The following is a 17,682-nucleotide window of genomic DNA, read 5'->3' as shown; positions in this document are numbered from 1 at the left end:
TGTGATAGTTTTAAAGTTTAATTTATGATTGATTTAAAATGTATACTTGAATTGTAATCCTATATTGATACCTCTAGTGTATTTAGAAAGTGCAAATTCTTTAGATATAAAATCTGAGGTTCCGTTTGCATTCATTCTTTCTGTAACTGGTATATTAAGTTCTGAAGCGAGTGATTGTCCAATTACTGCATTCTCTCTCACACGCTCGATAGTTGGGTTGAGTAAGTTTTTAAAACTTGCATTGATTTCGAACTTGTCAGTAATTTTATTTTTCCATATAAAATCAAGAGTAGGAACACCTTTTTCTACAATATTACCTAGCTGTCCAGAACCTAGTGCATCAATACGATCTGAGAAATATGAGAAAACTAAATTTCCAATAGGTTTATAGTTTCCAAAGGAAGGGCTATAACTTAAATCAGCATTTATTAAAAAGGGAGATGCGCCTTGTAGTTGGTCAGAATCTTTATTGAAATTTGTACTAAAAGTTCCTGTTACAGATTTGAGATCTTGCGTTGTGTAAGTATAAGTTATGTTTAGTCCAGCGCTTAGCAGTGGCTCATCTTCTGAGTCCACAATAAGTCCTTTTCTTGCTTCTAGTTCTACTCCATAAACTTCTGCCTTATCTCCAGTTCTAAAAAAACGTTGAGTTCCTGTAGCATCATTTGCAGATACTAAGTTTACTGGGTCATTAATTATTTTTGCAAAAGCTCCTACTGAAAAGATTTCTCCTCTCTTCATAAACCACTCGTATTTAGCATCCAAGTTTAGAACTGTTGAGAATGCAGGGTCATTTAAGAGATCTGGATTACCCCCTACGCGATCCGTTACATTTTCATAAACAAATGGAGCGACCTCTTTAAATTCTGGATTTGAAACCGTGCGACTTGCAGAAAAACGTAATGCTTGATCTTCTGTGAGTGCATATTTTATATTTAAACTTGGCAGGAAAAATGTTTCTTCGGCCTCATTACCTCCAGGGTTATTTGCTACAAGATTAATTACATTATATTGAATTTTTTGATTGAAATTTTCAACTCTCAATCCTGGAACAAAGCTCCAGTTTTCTCCCATTTTATAGATTGCTTCTCCATAAACTGCATGCACATTGAGATTACCCTTGTAGGTGTTTTCTAATAGACCAGGAAGATTTGTGTCGTCAAAACCGTCAAGTGAGTTAAAAACAGCTGTGTTGTATACTACGCCAAGATTGTCTGGTGTAAAAATGGCGTCAAAGTTACTTGGATCTAAAACCTCTGTCTTAGCGTTTATTATATCATAACCATAACGCTGGTTGTCAAACGTACGTTCTTTAGAACGTCCATTATATCCAAAATTAAAAGTAAGATCTTCAGATGATTCATAAGATACATTTACACGACCATTTATCTCATTATCCTCAATGTTCTGAAAATATCGTTGGTTGTCAAAGACTACGTTACTAAAGAAAATAGCATTTGTATTTGGATCATTGTCTAGTGCAAGGTCATAGTTTTCTAGAGCAATACGTTTTCTGTCTGGCTGTCTAGCTAATACATTATTGTATCCCACACCATAATCTATTTTTATTTTATCATTGATTCGACTGGTTCCTGTAAGTTGATTTACATAAATCATATCCTGTTCAAACTGCACATTTTGAGTAAAGAACCCAAAGTCGTCTGAGTCTGCTACGGTAGCTCTGTTATAGCCGTTACCATCTATACCAAAACGACCTACTTCATCTGTTGCGTCATTTATAAATAGAGAATTAAATTTTATTTTATGATCTCCATTGATACGATAAACAATATTTGCCATGGCTGTCGTTGTGCGGCTAAATTCGTATTCTTCTGTGTCTTGGAAAATTGTATTTGCAGCACCAGTTACGTTTGCAGATTGTCCTCTTCTATATTCAAAATTACTTCCAAAAGATGCTGTAGCAAATACGCTTAGTCGAGATTCTTCACCAATATTCCAAGATTTTCCACCAGCAATACTTCCATTAATGCCTGCAGTTCCATCAGAGCTTACAGGGTCAACACCGTGTGATAGTATTACGGCAAAAGGATTGTTTTCATATCTATTATAAAAACCAAAATATCCCGTCCCTTCACTCTTCACAAAATTCTTGCCTATAGCATTGGAGTTAATTGTAGTTCCAAGATCTATGTCTAAAAAGAAATCTCCTGTATATTCTTTGGATACAATGTCTACATTTCCAGCTGCAAAATCTCCATAAAAATTTGCTGCATATGTTTTGCTCACACCCACGTTCTGAATAACATCTGAAGAAAAGAGACCAAGGTCCATGTTTTTCTTTTCAATATTGTTTGCGGGCAGTGTTAATCCATTATATGTAGTGTTCAGGTATCTATCTCCTAAACCACGTACATAAACATTACCCCCTCCTTCTTGTTTTGATATACCAGAAATCTTACTCACTGCACCAGCAGCATCACTTACCCCTTTTCTTGCAAGTTCTTGTGCTCCAATACTTTGTTTGATGGTGGTTGCTTTCTTTTGATCAAGTAGCAGTGCTGTTTCAGTCTCCTTTCTTACCGTTGTTTGAATTAAAACTTCATCTAACAAAGCACCTGCGGCTAACTCTGCATTTACTGTAACAACTGCATCGGCAGAGACTATAATATTCGGTTTTTCAATTGTTTGGTAACCTACAAAGCTAAATTCTACAATGTAAGTACCCGGTTCAATATTGGTGATTGTATAATTTCCATCAAAATCTGTTTGAGCACCCTTTTGGGTTCCTTTTAAGATGACGTTTGCAAAAGGAAGAGGGTCACCACCAGTCTCTTTATCGGTAAGAATACCAGAAATTGTCCCTGTCTGAGAAAAAGTTAATGTACTAATAAGTAAAAATAATACTGTAAAAAGGTGTTTCATTTTATGTGTGAATTATCGATGCGCAAAGATGTTCACAGAATTTACGTTTAAAGTTACCTCATTGTTATAGTTGCATTAGCTTCTTGTAATTTTAGCGTTATCTTAACGTTAAGACTGTTGAGCAATTCTTTAGGTGTTATGTTTTTTGCACTTTCGCGAAAGCGTAAACCAATCAAAAAAAAGTAGAAAAAGACTATCTTTCCGCTTGCTAACAAAGGATTGAAAAAATGATGCAATGGGAACGACTGCTTTCACTTAAGAGGCAGGGAGATACAAATAAGAGATTACGGGCAGAACAAGATGAAACCCGTTTAGGCTTTGAAGTAGATTATGATCGTATTATTTTCTCTTCGGCTTTTAGAAGTCTACAAGACAAGACACAAGTAATCCCTTTGTCTAAAACAGATTTTGTTCATACACGGCTCACGCATAGTCTAGAAGTTGCTGTTGTGGGAAGGTCATTAGGTAGGCAAGTAGGAAAGCGTATTCTAGAAAAATACCCTCATCTTTCTGAAGTACACGGTTATAAGATGAATGATTTTGGAGCTATTGTAGCTGCAGCTTCGCTAGCGCATGATATCGGCAACCCACCTTTTGGACACTCTGGTGAAAAATCTATAGGTGATTATTTTAAAAATGGTGGAGGTAAACGATTTAAGGCAGAGCTTACAGATAAGGAGTACCAAGATTTATGCACTTTTGAAGGAAATGCAAACGGGTTTAAAATATTGACCGAGTCTCGCCCAGGTGCAGATGGAGGTTTAAGACTTTCATATGCAACCTTAGGTACATTTATGAAGTACCCAAAAGAATCGCTTCCACACAAGCCTACAAAGCATATCGCAGATAAGAAATATGGTTTCTTTCAAGATGATAAAGCATCTTTTCAAGATGTAGCCGAAGAACTAGGTCTCATTCAGACTAGATCAGGAAAGGATGTGAGCTATGCCAGACACCCGCTTACATTCTTAGTAGAGGCAGCAGATGATATTTGCTATACTATCATAGACTTTGAAGACGGCATTAATTTAGGCCTCATTCCTGAAGAATATGCTTTAGAATACCTCATAAAATTAGTTCCACATATAAATCGATCTAAATATGCTACACTTACAGACAAGGCTGCGAGGGTAGGTTACCTTAGAGCTCTTGCTATAGGGACCCTTATAGACGAGGCAGTTTCTATCTTTATGAAAAATGAAGAAGCTATACTTAAGGGGGTATTTGATAAGGCTTTACTAGATAAGTCAAAATACGAAGCACAAATCAATGATGTGCTTAAAATTAGTATTTCAAATATTTATGAGAGCGACGAGGTTATATCCAAAGAAATTGCGGGTTACGAGATTCTTAATGCCTTACTTTCTGCGCGTTGTAGTGCTATAACTAATACACCCACGCATTACGATAAGTTGGTTTTAAAATTATTTAATACAAGGTCAGATAGCGACTATACATTATATCAAGAACTACTTGAAATTTGTAATCAAGTGTCTGTGATGACAGATAGTAAGTCTGTTAAGATATTTCAACAATTGCAGGGGATGAATATAAATGGGTAAACAATTGTGTTAATGAACGCACATTCATTGTGCAGTTCCTTTGTTTCATTTAATTTTATTTACACTTTTTTAATTAAATCCTATTTATATATGAAAAAAAATTACACTAAGATTTTTATTATTTTGCTTTTGACTTCATCTTTTGGTGTGCAGGCGCAAGATTATTTATCCTTACTCAAGAAGAAAATCAGCAATGAGCGAAGCCAATCTGGTATCGCTGCTCGAGATATTGAGGAACTATACATATATAGTAAGAGCAAAACCCAAAAGACGGATGTAATGCATGTGTATGCAGGACAGAAGTATAATGATATTTCCATATTCAATGCTACGATAAATGGAGCTTTTAAGGGTCAAAATATAATTTACCTTTCAAATAAGCTTGAGACAAATGTAGCTACTCGTATAAATGCAACAACTCCACAACTTAATCCCTTGCAAGCAGCTAATGCCGCAGCATCAGAATTAGGCTTAGGTACTAGCAACTTTTCATTAATAGAAACCGTGACTTCTAAAGAGTTTTTGCTCACAAGTGGTGGGGTTTCATTAGAAGACGTGCCAGTAGAGTTAGTTTATGTTCCCGTAGGTGAAGACTTATTACTAGCTTGGGATCTTAATATTCATACTCTTGATGGTAAACATTGGTGGAGTGTGCGTGTAGATTCTCAAACTGGAAAAATTATTAATCAAAATGATTGGGTAGTTTCTTGTGCATTTAGTACACATAATCATCAATCTGTAAACGGTAACAAAAAGCTATCTAAAAGTGACTTTACTTTATTTAAAACTGAAGAAGCTACCGCAGCATTTGCGGGGGAGCAGTATAATGTATACGCCCTTCCTCTAGAGAGTCCTAATCATGGTGATGTTTCGTTAGTGGTTGATCCTCAGAATCTTGAGGCTTCTCCATTTGGCTGGCATGATACAGATGGTGTCGCAGGAGCAGAGTTTACCATAACACGTGGTAATAATGTGCTTGCTTGGGATGACATATTAGGAGATAATGAAGATACAGGAGGGGCTTCGCCGGACGGTGGTGATGATTTAAATTTCAATTTTCCATATGCATTTGATACAAATCCAGTGAATATGTTAGAAGCGTCTACTACAAATTTATTTTATTGGAACAATATCATGCATGATGTTCTTTTTCTCTACGGGTTTGATGAAGAAAGTGGAAATTTTCAAGAGACTAACTATTCTAATTTAGGAGTAGGAAATGATTTTGTAATTGCAGATTCTCAAGACGGATCAGGGCTTAATAACGCAAATTTTGCAACACCTCCAGACGGTACTAATCCTAGAATGCAAATGTTTCTTTGGACTGCAAGTGGACCTCCAGGAGAAGCTGTTACGATTCTTGATGGGGCTTTAGCAGGTTCATATATCGGAATTCCTGCGGGATTTGGAGCTCCTCTTCCAGAAGAAACAGCATTACAAGGAGAACTTGTTATATTGTTAGATGATAATGCAGGAGAGTCAACAGACGAGCTTGATGGTTGTGATAATGTGACAAATGCTGCTGATGTAACTGGGAAGATTGCATTATTAAGAAGAGGTGCATGTGAGTTTGGAGCTAAAGTATTATCAGCAGAACAAGCTGGGGCAATTGCAGTAATTGTAGTAAATAATGTTCCTGATGCACCAATTGGAATGGCTCCAGGGGCGGTTGGTGATCAAGTTACGATACCTAGTGTAATGGTCTCTCAAGAAAATGGAGAAGCCTTAATTGCCGCATTGCAGAATGGAGAAGTGATAAATGGATCTCTTCTTAACGACGGTCCATTCCAGATAGACGGTAATTTAGATAATGGTATAGTAGCTCACGAGTACGGGCACGGTGTATCAAATAGACTAACTGGAGGAGCAAATAATTCTAATTGTATGAGGACTTGCGTACAATTTAATGCAGATGGTTGTGTTCCAGGTAGGGCTACAGAAGTAATGAGTGAAGGATGGTCAGATTATTTTGGACTTATGCTTACAATGAGGGAAGGTGATACGGGAGAAGATGTAAGGGGTATTGGAACTTATGCCATAGGACAGCCTACAGATGGTGTTGGTATACGCCCAACAGCGTATAGTACGGATTTTGCAATAAACAATTCTTCATACGATTCTGTTGCAGAATTTGAAAGCACGACGGCACCACATCCAGTAGGGTATGTTTGGGCAACAATGATTTGGGATATGACATGGGGATTTATCGAGGAATTTGGTTTTGATGCAGATGTATATAATGGAACAGGAGGTAATAATATAGCACTTCAATTAGTAATGGATGGTCTTAAATTACAACCGTGTAATCCAGGTTTTGTAGACGGTAGAGATGCTATACTAGCGGCTGTAGAGATGAGTCCGTACTTTACTGATGAGGATACAAAGGCAACGGCAGGATGTATTATCTGGACAGCTTTTGCAAAAAGAGGATTAGGTTTTTCAGCAGATCAAGGTGATTGGAGAGAAAGAGAGGATGGAACTTCTGCTACAGATTTACCGCCAGATAATCTTAATCCTTGCTTAGGGCCACTTTCTGTTGATAGAGTAGCAGAGGCTGGAGCTTTCAGTGTGTTCCCTAATCCAAGTAATGGTGATATCAATATTGCAATAAATAAACCTCAAGGTGCAGGAACAGTTAAGGTTGTTGACATAAATGGACGTGTAGTCTATACTAAAAAAACTGTGCTTGAAGGTACGGTGAAGTTACAGTTAGATAATCTAGCATCTGGTATATATTTATTACAAGTACAGAGTGATAGTGCTACTGAAACTGTTAAGATTATTATTGAATAATATTCTAAATTCTATTAAACACCAAATCGGCAGACACTTACGTCTGCCGATTTTTTTATGCAAGATTTTTAAGAAGGCTAGTAATTGCTTCTACAGATATTCCTGCCTCTTCATACTGCTCTTCAACGGTTGCATGCTCTATAAATGCGTCTGGTACTCCTAGTACGGTGAGTTTGCCTTTGTACGCTTTCGCGAAAGCGTAATCACCCACAACACTCCCCAGTCCGCCTATTTTTGAACCATCTTCAATAGTAATGATATGCTTGTAGGTTTTAAAAACCTCGTCTAATAAGTCGGTGTCAATTGGTTTTAAAAAGCCAATATCATACACACCGCATTCATTTTTAGATTGTTCTACCGCTGTTAAAACATTCTTTAAAATGTTTCCTATGCTTATAATAGCAACTTTTTTACCTTTTTGAACACAGTGACCTTTACCTATTTCTATCTTTTTAAAAGGTAGCTGCCAGTCTATATGAAAACCGCGACCACGTGGATATCGTATGGCAATAGGATGTTCTAATCCAAGTTGTGCCGTATATAAAATATTGCGAAGCGCGATCTCATCACTTGGAGCATATATAATGAGATTAGGAATACAATTGAGATATGCTAGATCAAAGACGCCTTGATGAGTTCCGCCGTCTTGCCCCACGAGGCCAGCGCGATCTAAACAAAAAATCACAGGTAGATTTTGCAGCGCTACATCGTGAATTATTTGATCGTATGCCCTCTGTAAAAAGGTAGAGTAGATGTTGCAATACACAACCATTCCCTCAGTAGCCATTCCTGCCGAAAGCGTTACGGCATGTTGCTCTGCGATACCTACGTCAAACGCTCTATCTGGAAAGGCGGCAATCATATATTTGAGAGAGCTCCCTGTAGGCATGGCAGGTGTAATACCTATAATTTTTTTATTAAGTGTTGCGAGCTCTACAATGGTGTGACCAAAAACATCTTGGTACTTAGGAGGTTCTGGATTATTGCTTTTATGGGCTCTAATTCCTGTGATTGCATCAAATTTACCAGGTGCGTGATAGGTAATCTGTTCCTTTTCGGCGAGGGCTAGTCCCTTTCCTTTTGTAGTTATTACGTGTAAGAATTTTGGACCTTCTACCTTTTTGAGGGTTTCTAAGGTTTCTAGTAGTTTAGGTAAATCATGACCGTCTACTGGGCCAAAATATTTAAAATTAAGCGCTTCAAAAATATTGTCTTCTCTAGCAGTGCCTTTCTTTACGTTAGTTAGATACTTTTTAAGAGCTCCCACACTTGGGTCAATACCTATAGCATTGTCGTTAAGAATCACGAGCAAATTAGCATTAGTAACTCCGGCATGATTTAATCCTTCAAAAGCCATTCCGCTGGCTATAGAGGCATCTCCTATTACGGCGATATGATGTCTATCTTTTTGGCCTTTTAATGTGGCAGCCATCGCCATGCCTAACGCTGCAGAGATAGAAGTGCTACTGTGACCTGTACCAAAGGTGTCATACACACTCTCCATACGATTAGGAAAACCACTTATGCCACCCTTTTGCCTGTTAGTATGGAAAATATCTTTTCTTCCCGTTAGTATTTTATGACCATATGCTTGGTGACCCACATCCCAGATAAGATTGTCTTCTGGGGTATTGAATATATAGTGTAGGGCAATTGTAATTTCTACAACTCCTAGACTAGCGCCTAGATGTCCTTCCTTAGTCGCGATTATATCAATAATAAAACGACGAAGCTCTTTGGCAAGTTGGGGTAGTTGCTCTTGCGTCAATAGGCGCAAATCGCTTGGTGTTTTTATAGTATCAAGAATACGCTCTGGCATATTACAAAGGTACATCTTGAATATGTATTTTTATATCATTAAAAATAGGATACATGCTAGAACCTTATGATGATGCTTACTTTATGAAGAAGGCTTTGCAAGAAGCGCAAACTGCTTTTGATCAAGGTGAAATCCCTGTAGGTGCCGTAGTAGTAATTGATAACATGATTATTGCTAGAGCACATAACCTCACAGAGCGCTTAACAGATGTTACCGCGCATGCAGAGATGCAAGCAATCACGAGTGCCTCTAGTTTTATAGGTGGTAAATACCTTCAGCAATGTACATTGTATGTTACATTAGAGCCTTGCCAGATGTGTGCTGGTGCTCTCTACTGGAGTCAGATAGGTAGAATTGTTTATGGTGCAAAAGATTTGAGGCGTGGTTATGATGTGATGGGTACCACCTTGCATCCTAAGACAAAGGTAGAAAGTGGAGTGCTCGCACAAGAGTGTGAAAGTATTATGAAGCGCTTTTTTGTAGATAAGCGCAACCTTAACTAACGAGCTAGTTTATTATTTACTTGTTATAGTTACGCTTTCGCGAAAGCGGAATCTTCCACTTTTAAGGCTGCTTCTCACTTAAATATTTCCAGTATCTTTTAGGTACATGTTGTAAGTGCAATCTCATGTTTTTACGAGACGGAATATTGGTGCTTTTAAAATAGTTTTTCCATAAGTCTTGATAATGCATTTCATCATGGGTGAAGTAAAATGGCGCAGCAAGACTGCTATTAATATCATTTGAAATTTCAAGTTGTACATAGTTGACGGTCTTTAAATCATAGAAAACACCATAATTTCTGCAGCGATCATAGATGAGCCATTTTTGATCTGCATATCTATTTTTAAAGTGGATTGCATTGAGTGGTAATGTATCAAAATCTGGTTCTACCTCTGCAAAATAAACGTTGTCTTTAGTGAGTCTAAACCTTATAAAGGCGTCCATTCTATGTTTCTCGCGTCCTACAATTTTAACCAAGTTGGTGAGTCTTAACACATCGATATCGGCAAAGTTATCTGTTACATTTTCGCCTTTAAATCCCTTTTTAATGATACGTAAAAGTACCTGCTCTCTATCTGATTGCTCGCTTAAAAATGCTTTGTAAATGAGATTCCCAGCTTTCTTTCCTATTTTATCTTCAATGCCTTTCCACACGCGATCAGATTTTATTTGATCTGTGTAAATAGTGTGCTCTTCATCAAAGAAATTTACGGTGACTAGTCGCTCGCTTACAATTTTCACTCGTATAGGTTTGCGGTCATAAACTTCAAATACTGCAGTGAGAAAACCTTCGAAAGTTCCATCATAGATGTATTGATCTATCATTCCCATCTTACGACACAGTTACATTTGCATTAGGTTCAAAAAGGTTAAGCTGGCTACTGTAGGCACCTCTCCATTTACTAGCAGAGTTCCCCATGATTAAACTTTTGAGTTGTGCAGCGGTACGGTCTTTTGTTTCAAATTGTGAAGAAGCGCAAACGAGAAAATACTGAGCGCGATTCATAGAGATACCTATGGCTTTGAGATGTTCCCAACCTAGTTTTCTATATCTACGAGCGTTGATAATCTTATCTACAGAGCGCATTCCTACACCAGGAATGCGAGCGAGCAATCTGCGGTCTGCATGATTTACATCTACAGGGAAGTGCTGTAAGTTACGTAGTGCCCAACTTAATTTTGGGTCGATATCTGTTTCAAGATTAGGGTGTTCTTTGTTAAGTAATTCTTGTATGCTAAATCCATAAAAACGCAATAGCCAGTCAGTTTGATACAATCTATTTTCTCGTAACATAGGCACATCTGTACCTATAGAAGGTAATCGCTCGTCATGACTTATAGGGATGTATCCAGAGTAGTACACCCTTTTCATCTGGAATTCTTTATAAAAGTATGCGCTTGTGTACATGATCTGTGCATCTGATTCGCCCGTAGCACCTATAATCATTTGGGTGCTTTGTCCAGCGGGCGCATATATAGGAGTGCTTTTTATAAGCTTCTTCTCGCTTTTGTATTGAATGATCTCATTTTTCACTTTACGCATAGGCTTGATAAAGTCTTCGCTCTTTTTATCTGGAGCAAGTAATTTGAGACCTTGCTCGGTGGGAATTTCAATATTCACAGAAAGTCTATCGGCATAAAGTCCTGCTTCTCTCATTAACTCGTCGCTTGCTCCAGGTATAGATTTGAGATGGATGTAACCATTAAAATTTTCCTCAAGACGTAGTTTCTTAGCAACAAGAACGAGACGCTCCATCGTATAGTCGGCATTTTTAAAAATACCACTACTTAAAAATAGGCCTTCAATATAATTTCTACGGTAAAAGTTGATGGTGAGATCCACTACCTCTTGCACTTTGAAAGCGGCACGTTTTACATCATTACTTTTACGAGTGACGCAATATGCACAGTCAAAAATACAATGATTAGTAAGTAAGATTTTCAATAACGATACACATCGTCCATCTTCTGTATAGGTATGGCAAATTCCCATCCCACTAGAATCTCCTAGGCCTTTATTTTTATTTGTACGCTTACTGCCGCTAGAAGAGCAAGACACATCATATTTTGCAGCATCTGCGAGGATGTTGAGCTTTTCTTTAATACGTTCAAAATTCATAGCAATAGGATTTAAAACAAAATTATGGAATAATTCCTAATATATGGATTGTATCTCAAATTTTGTGAATGGTATTGAAAGAAATAAGTACGCTTTCGCGAAAGCGTAACCTCATGAAGCCGACTACTATTTAGTACTTTTAACATCATCACTTTTTTAAACTATACATATGTCACAGCCTAATCATTTAAAAGTTGCTCTAGCCCAAATTGCTCCAGTCTGGGGGAATAGGGAAGAGACGATTAAAAAAATAAAAATTGCCATTCAAGAAGCTGCGGAAAATGAGGCAGAACTCATTGTTTTTGGAGAGGGCTTGTTGCCTGGATATCCATATTGGTTATCACTCACAGATGGTGCGGCATGGGATACAAAAGTGGTGAAGGAATTACATGCGCATTACGCAAGAAACGCAGTTGATATAGAACGAGGCGATCTAGATGAAATATGTGCATTATCGAAACATTCCAATATTGCAATATATCTTGGAATTATTGAAAAACCAATGGATAGAGGAGGGGCAAGTTTATATTGTTCCTTAGTGTATATCAATCAAAATGGAGAAATACAGTCTGTACATCGCAAATTGCAGCCTACCTATGACGAGCGATTAACTTGGGCGCCAGGAGATGGTCACGGTCTAAAAGTCCACCCTCTTAAACAGTTTACAGTAGGTGGTCTCAATTGCTGGGAGAACTGGATGCCATTGCCACGTGCGGTTATGTATGCACAAGGCGAAAATTTACATATAGCCGTATGGCCAGGAAGTGATTACAATACGAAAGATATCACACGATTTATTGCCAGGGAATCTCGTAGTTATGTAATCTCTGTGTCTAGTAGAATGGCAATCGCTACAGACTTTCCGGAAGATACGCCTCACCTCAATGAAATTTTAAAACGGGCTCCAGAGCGCTCTTCAAACGGTGGTTCTTGCATTGCAGGACCAGATGGCGAATTCATCTTACCTCCAGACATCGAAACAGAAGGTAATATATATCACACCTTAGATTTTAATAAGGTGTATGAGGAACGTCAAAATTTTGATCCTTCTGGGCATTATTCTCGTCCAGACGTAACAAAGCTCACAGTTAACAGAGAACGTCAAAGCACGGTAACCTTTAATGATTAATTGAAAACGGCAGAAATCACTTGAAGATTTCTGCCGCTTTTTTATTGTTTGAATAGGTATTTTAAATCCTTAACTCTTTTGAAGTCTCTGCTTCTGAGATAAGCATAGGGAACATGGTTCGAACTTGTTTTATTTGAGCTTTACTTTTTGTTACATCTCCTTTGTAAGTTCCATTCTTTATAGACTTATCAGTGGCAGTAAACTCAATGCCAAACAATCGTTGTGCTTCTCTATTTCTTAAAAACTCATAAGCACTTGATATTTCATTCTGTACCGAGATATATGTATCGTAGTTTGTAAGTCTATCTGGCGAAATAGAGATTACAGCTTTCTGAGGATTATCTGAAGAGAGTAGATCTCTACTGCCTTTGCAGTAATCACAATATCCATCTTGACTTGATGGAATGCCTCCGTTATCAAGAAAGTCAATGGTTAATTGCCTCAAATCTTCAAGCGGTACACGTTCATTTTCTACCAGCAGCATATTATCTGCGTTCACAATAATTTCAAAGAGGTTCTTGTTTTTGATAAGAACTTCGGTGTTGTCTTTAATCGCTGGCGGGAGTTGCCGTGCGATGCCTTTGTCTTTTTCTATAGTTGTCGTAACCAAGAAAAAAATAAGCAAGAGGAAGGCAATGTCTGCCATAGATCCTGCATTTACTTCGGGAGTAGTGCGTCTTCTCATAATGTATAAAGTTTTAAAATGTTGAACAGGTTGTGAGAATCAAGTTCTATGCCAGTGGGCTGTTTTTTTAAAATGAGATCTTATTTAGAGTCACAGTGAGAATAGGTTAGGAGGGAACTTTTGATTTTAATAGAGCAATACTTAAGTCGGTAATAGAATGGTTTTCGGGTCAATGAGGGAGGTGGGTTCGGCTTGTTTAGGTTGATAAAAGCTTCTTTGTAATGAGGTCAAATTTTCTCGAAAGCGAGCAACTTATTATTATGCTCACTAGGTAGTAAAAGAGTACGGAGTAAATCTTACCTTTGCAGCTTAAACAATAATGTAATGAGCAGAGGAGCAGATAATAGAGGAAAAGGAAAACCATCTGGGCGTAGTGGCGCTGGCGGAAAGCAAAAGAGTGGTTCGAGAGGGACACAACCCGTGCGTAAACAAGCATCTAGACCAGGAGGAAAACCTAAGGATAAAGCCTTTGATGCACCAAAAAGACAAGCGCCTAGAAAGAAAGATGATGGAACGATGCGCCTTAATAAGTATATAGCAAACTCAGGTGTTTGTTCTCGTCGTGAGGCAGATATGTACATTTCTATAGGTCAGGTTACCGTAAATGGTAAGGTGATTAATGAGATGGGGTACCAAGTAAGACTAGAGGATGATGTTCGTTTTGATGGACGTCGTATCAACCCTGAAGCAAAAGCTTATGTGTTGCTTAATAAGCCTAAAGGCTTTGCAACTACTACGAGTAATGATAAAGGAAATACTGTAATGGATCTCGTAGCTGGTTCTACTAAATCTCGTATACAACCTATAGGTAGATTAGGACGTAATGCGATGGGATTATTACTTTTTACTAATGATGATGAGCTTGTACAGAAATTTACAAATTCTAAAAAAGGAGTAGATAAGTTATACCACGTAGAGCTTTCTAACAACTTGAAAGGAGCCGATATTGAGCGTATCAATGAAGGTCTTAAAATTGATGGTAAAACCATAACTGTAGATGAGATAAGCTATGTAGATGGAGCGCCAAAAAAGGAAGTAGGTCTTCGTATTAGAAATACGGGTAACAGTGTAATACGTACTATTTTTGAACACCTTAACTACGAGGTGGTACGTGTAGATTGTGTTACTATCGCTGGACTCACAAAGAAAGATTTACCTAGAGGTCACTGGAGACATTTAACTAAACAAGAGGTTGTAAATCTTAAAAACGGATAAGTTTTTATGGAGTATCGTCTTACCATCGTAGTCCCAGTTTATAATGAAGAAGATAACCTCGCAAGGGTAGAGTCTGAATTTGTAGCTTATTTTCAAACTGCTACAGCAAAGAGTAAGGTGCTCTTTGTAAACGATGGTTCTAAGGATACCAGTCTTGATATCATCAAGGAGATTTGCGCTAGAAATACTGACTTTGAGTATATCGCATTTACAGAAAATTGCGGACTAAGTGCCGCAATTAAAGCAGGATTTGATCACGCAGATACAGAACTTGTAGGTTATATAGATAGTGACTTACAGACTTCTCCAGAAGATTTTAATGTACTTATTAAAGAAATAGGACCTTATGATCTTGTGACTGGCGTACGTGCAGATCGTAAGGATAAGTTTGTGAAAAACATGTCTTCTAAGATTGCAAATGGAATACGCCGTTCCTTTACAAATGATGGGATGGATGACACTGGTTGTCCGCTTAAAATTATAAAAACTGAGTATGCACAGCGCATACCTATGTTTAAAGGATTGCACCGCTTTTTACCAGCAATGATTTTATTGCAACATGGTAAAGTAAAACAAGTTCCTGTGCGACACTTCCCGCGTATTGCTGGGGAGGCAAAATTTGGTGTTTGGAACAGATTATTAGGTCCACTTATGGATTGCTTTGCTTACCTCTGGATGAAGAAGAAGTACATCAATTATAAAGTAGGTAGTACAAGCCGTGGATAGTCTGTCGCTACTTGCCGTACTTGCGCAGCTTCTCTTTGGAGGGCGTATGTTATCGCAGTGGTTGTTATCTGAAAAGAGAAAAAAAGTAGTTACGCCACTCACTTTCTGGTGGCTTAGTCTTTCTGGGTCCTTCGTGCTTTTTATTTATGGTTATTTCCGTACGGACTTCCCACTTATGCTGGGGCAGGTGCTGGGATATATCATTTACATAAGAAATTTACAAATCCAAAAGCAGTGGAAATTGTTGCCTAGATGGTCTCAGTTTTTAATCATTGCCATTCCTGTTGGGATTATTGCATACGGGTGGAATAATGGAAAATTTGACCTCGCAGCATTGTTCTCAAAAGAGGAAATGAGTACCTGGCTACTTACCCTTGGAATTGTAGCGCAAGTATTATTTACACTTCGTTTTGTGTACCAGTGGTTTCACGCAGAAAAGAATAAAGAAGCAACACTACCTCTGGGGTTCTGGTTGTTTTCATTTACGGGAGGACTTCTCTCGTTGCTGTATTTCTTATACCGTGTAGATTATGTAATGGTGCTCTCTTATGGGCTAGGAACCTTTATCTACGCACGCAATATTTATCTTTATTATAAATCTCAAAAGGCTTGATCACACTCATAGAAAAGCGGCCCATTCTCACAATCATTATCGTGGTTGGGGTTTTATTATTGCCTTTTCTTTATGTGCTAGAAGTGACCATTATGGAAGCTCGCAACTTTGTTACAGCTAGAGAAATGCTTGTAGATGGTAACTGGATACTCACCACCATGAATGGTGAGCCACGTTATGAAAAACCTCCTTTGCCTACATGGCTATCGGCAATTTCGGCTGGGGTTTTTGGTATGAATAGTTTGTGGGGAATGCGTTTTCCTGCAGTATTAATGGTGATGTTGTTGGGGAGTATGATATATACGCTTTCGCGAAAGCTAACTCTTACTAAACGCAATAGTCTTATTAACGCACTCGTAAGTATAACTTCATTATATGTTATTCTTATAGTATTTGAAGCGCCATGGGATATATATGCACATGCATTTATGCTCACGGCAATCTACTGTATTTTCAAAGGATTGAGTCAAGATGCATTACAAGGAAATATAATAACTTGGCTTATCGCTGCTATATGTATAGGAGCTTCTGTGTTGAGCAAAGGCCCCGTTTCTTTATACGTATTGTTCTTGCCATTTCTGATTGCTTATCTCGTAGTGTATAGAAGCGAAACAGAACGAAGAAAGTGGTTGCCAGTAGTGCTCGTTTTGCTAGGAGGATTACTCTTAGGGTTTAGTTGGTACGGCTATGTACGTGCTGTAGATCCAGAAACCTTTGCAGCGATAGCATCGAAAGAAACTGGAAACTGGACGAGTTATAATGTGAGGCCTTTTTATTACTACTGGAGCTTCTTTGTACAAAGCGGATTATGGACAATTCCAGCCTTCATAAGTCTATTATATCCTTATCTGAAGACTAGGGTTGCTAATAGAAAAGCATATCGTTTTACATTTTTGTGGACTGTGATTGCTGTCATTTTACTATCAATTATTCCTGAGAAAAAGTCTCGATACCTCATGCCTGTGCTTATACCACTAGCCATGAATGTTGGGTTTTATGTGACTTATCTCGTGAACAGATTTAGTAAGATAAAAGATAGAAAAGAGATTATCCCCGTGTATTTCAATTTGGGCTTATTGTTTTTAATATTTATAGCTGCACCTCTAGTATTAATATATCTAGCAGTAATGAACACAATAGCAGTAGATGTTATTGCTGTAGTCGCTTTCTTGTTAGTTTTTATAATTGCAATTTATATTATGCGTGCTTTGCTGCGTAAAGATATATACCACGTTTTTCTGCTTATTGTACTTGCTGTTATTTGCACGGCGATAGGAAGTCTAGATGTTCTAAAAAATAACGTCTTTAATGATGATTATAGTCCTTTTAATGATGAGGTGCTAGAAAGTAGCACATCACTGTACAGTTTTGAAATGGGCGCTCCTGAGGTGTTCTGGGAAGCTGGGAAGAAAATCATTATGATTGACTCTTTAGAACCCGTAATGGAGGACGAGAGCTTCTACTTGTTATTGTGTTCAGATTGTGAAACTATTCTTGCAGAAAAGTTTAATGAATATCAAGCAACGTATGTTCAAGACTTTGATTTTAATTATAACGCAAGAGGCAGTAGAGCTTATAAAGGTAGGAAGTCTGGAAAAGTATATGAAATGATACTCACCAAAAAGTAATCTAGC

At 37.9% G+C, this 17,682-nt stretch carries 13 protein-coding genes; 8 read left to right on the top strand and 5 right to left on the bottom strand.

The features are described 5' to 3' along the window. Positions 1-33: 33 nt before the first annotated feature. Positions 34-2,883: a TonB-dependent receptor domain-containing protein gene (locus SJY23_RS03240; protein WP_396597426.1), complete on the bottom strand. Its 2,850-nt coding sequence runs from the start codon at positions 2,881-2,883 to the stop codon at positions 34-36. 230 nt (positions 2,884-3,113) lie between these two features. On the opposite strand from SJY23_RS03240, the gene dgt reads away from it, so the two are divergent. Both dgt and SJY23_RS03230 read left to right on the top strand, forming a co-directional pair. Beyond that, on the top strand, positions 3,114-4,445 hold the full coding sequence (gene dgt, locus SJY23_RS03235) for a dGTP triphosphohydrolase (RefSeq protein WP_396598091.1): 1,332 nt from the start codon (positions 3,114-3,116) through the stop codon (positions 4,443-4,445). A gap of 90 nt (positions 4,446-4,535) precedes the next feature. After that, on the top strand, positions 4,536-7,238 hold the full coding sequence (locus SJY23_RS03230; protein WP_396597425.1) for a T9SS-dependent M36 family metallopeptidase: 2,703 nt from the start codon (positions 4,536-4,538) through the stop codon (positions 7,236-7,238). A gap of 55 nt (positions 7,239-7,293) precedes the next feature. On the opposite strand, the gene SJY23_RS03225 is transcribed toward SJY23_RS03230, so the two are convergent. Next, positions 7,294-9,072 (bottom strand): 1-deoxy-D-xylulose-5-phosphate synthase, encoded by a 1,779-nt coding sequence (locus SJY23_RS03225; protein WP_396597424.1) that lies wholly within the window; start codon positions 9,070-9,072, stop codon positions 7,294-7,296. A 38-nt stretch (positions 9,073-9,110) separates the two neighbouring features. Between SJY23_RS03225 and SJY23_RS03220 the strand changes: the two genes are divergently transcribed. Further along, positions 9,111-9,560, top strand: a complete 450-nt coding sequence (locus tag SJY23_RS03220) for a nucleoside deaminase (RefSeq protein ID WP_035335588.1) — start codon at positions 9,111-9,113, stop codon at positions 9,558-9,560. A gap of 61 nt (positions 9,561-9,621) precedes the next feature. Here SJY23_RS03220 and SJY23_RS03215 read toward each other — a convergent pair whose 3' ends face one another. Next, a complete protein-coding gene (locus tag SJY23_RS03215; protein ID WP_396597423.1) occupies positions 9,622-10,392 on the bottom strand; it encodes a TIGR03915 family putative DNA repair protein in 771 nt (256 codons plus the stop codon). Between the two features lies 1 nt (position 10,393). Then, positions 10,394-11,680: a putative DNA modification/repair radical SAM protein gene (locus SJY23_RS03210; protein ID WP_396597422.1), complete on the bottom strand. Its 1,287-nt coding sequence runs from the start codon at positions 11,678-11,680 to the stop codon at positions 10,394-10,396. Between the two features lie 169 nt (positions 11,681-11,849). Here SJY23_RS03210 and SJY23_RS03205 point away from each other — a divergent pair, with 169 nt between their 5' ends. Continuing rightward, positions 11,850-12,809: a carbon-nitrogen hydrolase family protein gene (locus SJY23_RS03205; protein ID WP_396597421.1), complete on the top strand. Its 960-nt coding sequence runs from the start codon at positions 11,850-11,852 to the stop codon at positions 12,807-12,809. Between the two features lie 61 nt (positions 12,810-12,870). Here SJY23_RS03205 and SJY23_RS03200 read toward each other — a convergent pair whose 3' ends face one another. Then, on the bottom strand, positions 12,871-13,494 hold the full coding sequence (locus SJY23_RS03200) for an ExbD/TolR family protein (protein ID WP_396597420.1): 624 nt from the start codon (positions 13,492-13,494) through the stop codon (positions 12,871-12,873). A gap of 324 nt (positions 13,495-13,818) precedes the next feature. Between SJY23_RS03200 and SJY23_RS03195 the strand changes: the two genes are divergently transcribed. The 4 genes from SJY23_RS03195 to SJY23_RS03180 are packed head-to-tail and all read left to right on the top strand — an operon-like array spanning position 13,819 to position 17,676. Next, positions 13,819-14,709 carry a pseudouridine synthase gene (locus tag SJY23_RS03195; protein ID WP_035335592.1) on the top strand — a complete coding sequence of 297 codons (891 nt, stop codon included), beginning with the start codon at positions 13,819-13,821 and terminating at the stop codon, positions 14,707-14,709. Between the two features lie 6 nt (positions 14,710-14,715). After that, entirely contained in the window at positions 14,716-15,435 is a 720-nt protein-coding gene (locus SJY23_RS03190) for a glycosyltransferase family 2 protein (protein WP_396597419.1), read from the top strand. After that, positions 15,428-16,048, top strand: a complete 621-nt coding sequence (locus SJY23_RS03185; protein WP_396597418.1) for a lipid-A-disaccharide synthase N-terminal domain-containing protein — start codon at positions 15,428-15,430, stop codon at positions 16,046-16,048. The genes SJY23_RS03190 and SJY23_RS03185 overlap by 8 nt, the downstream gene beginning before the upstream one ends. Continuing rightward, positions 16,045-17,676, top strand: a complete 1,632-nt coding sequence (locus SJY23_RS03180) for an ArnT family glycosyltransferase (RefSeq protein WP_396597417.1) — start codon at positions 16,045-16,047, stop codon at positions 17,674-17,676. The genes SJY23_RS03185 and SJY23_RS03180 overlap by 4 nt, the downstream gene beginning before the upstream one ends. Positions 17,677-17,682: the final 6 nt, after the last annotated feature.

Origin of the sequence: Dokdonia sp. R86516 (assembly GCF_044596715.1) — a bacterium.
GTDB lineage: Bacteria > Bacteroidota > Bacteroidia > Flavobacteriales > Flavobacteriaceae > Dokdonia.
This window is presented reverse-complemented; position numbering and strand designations above follow the sequence as displayed.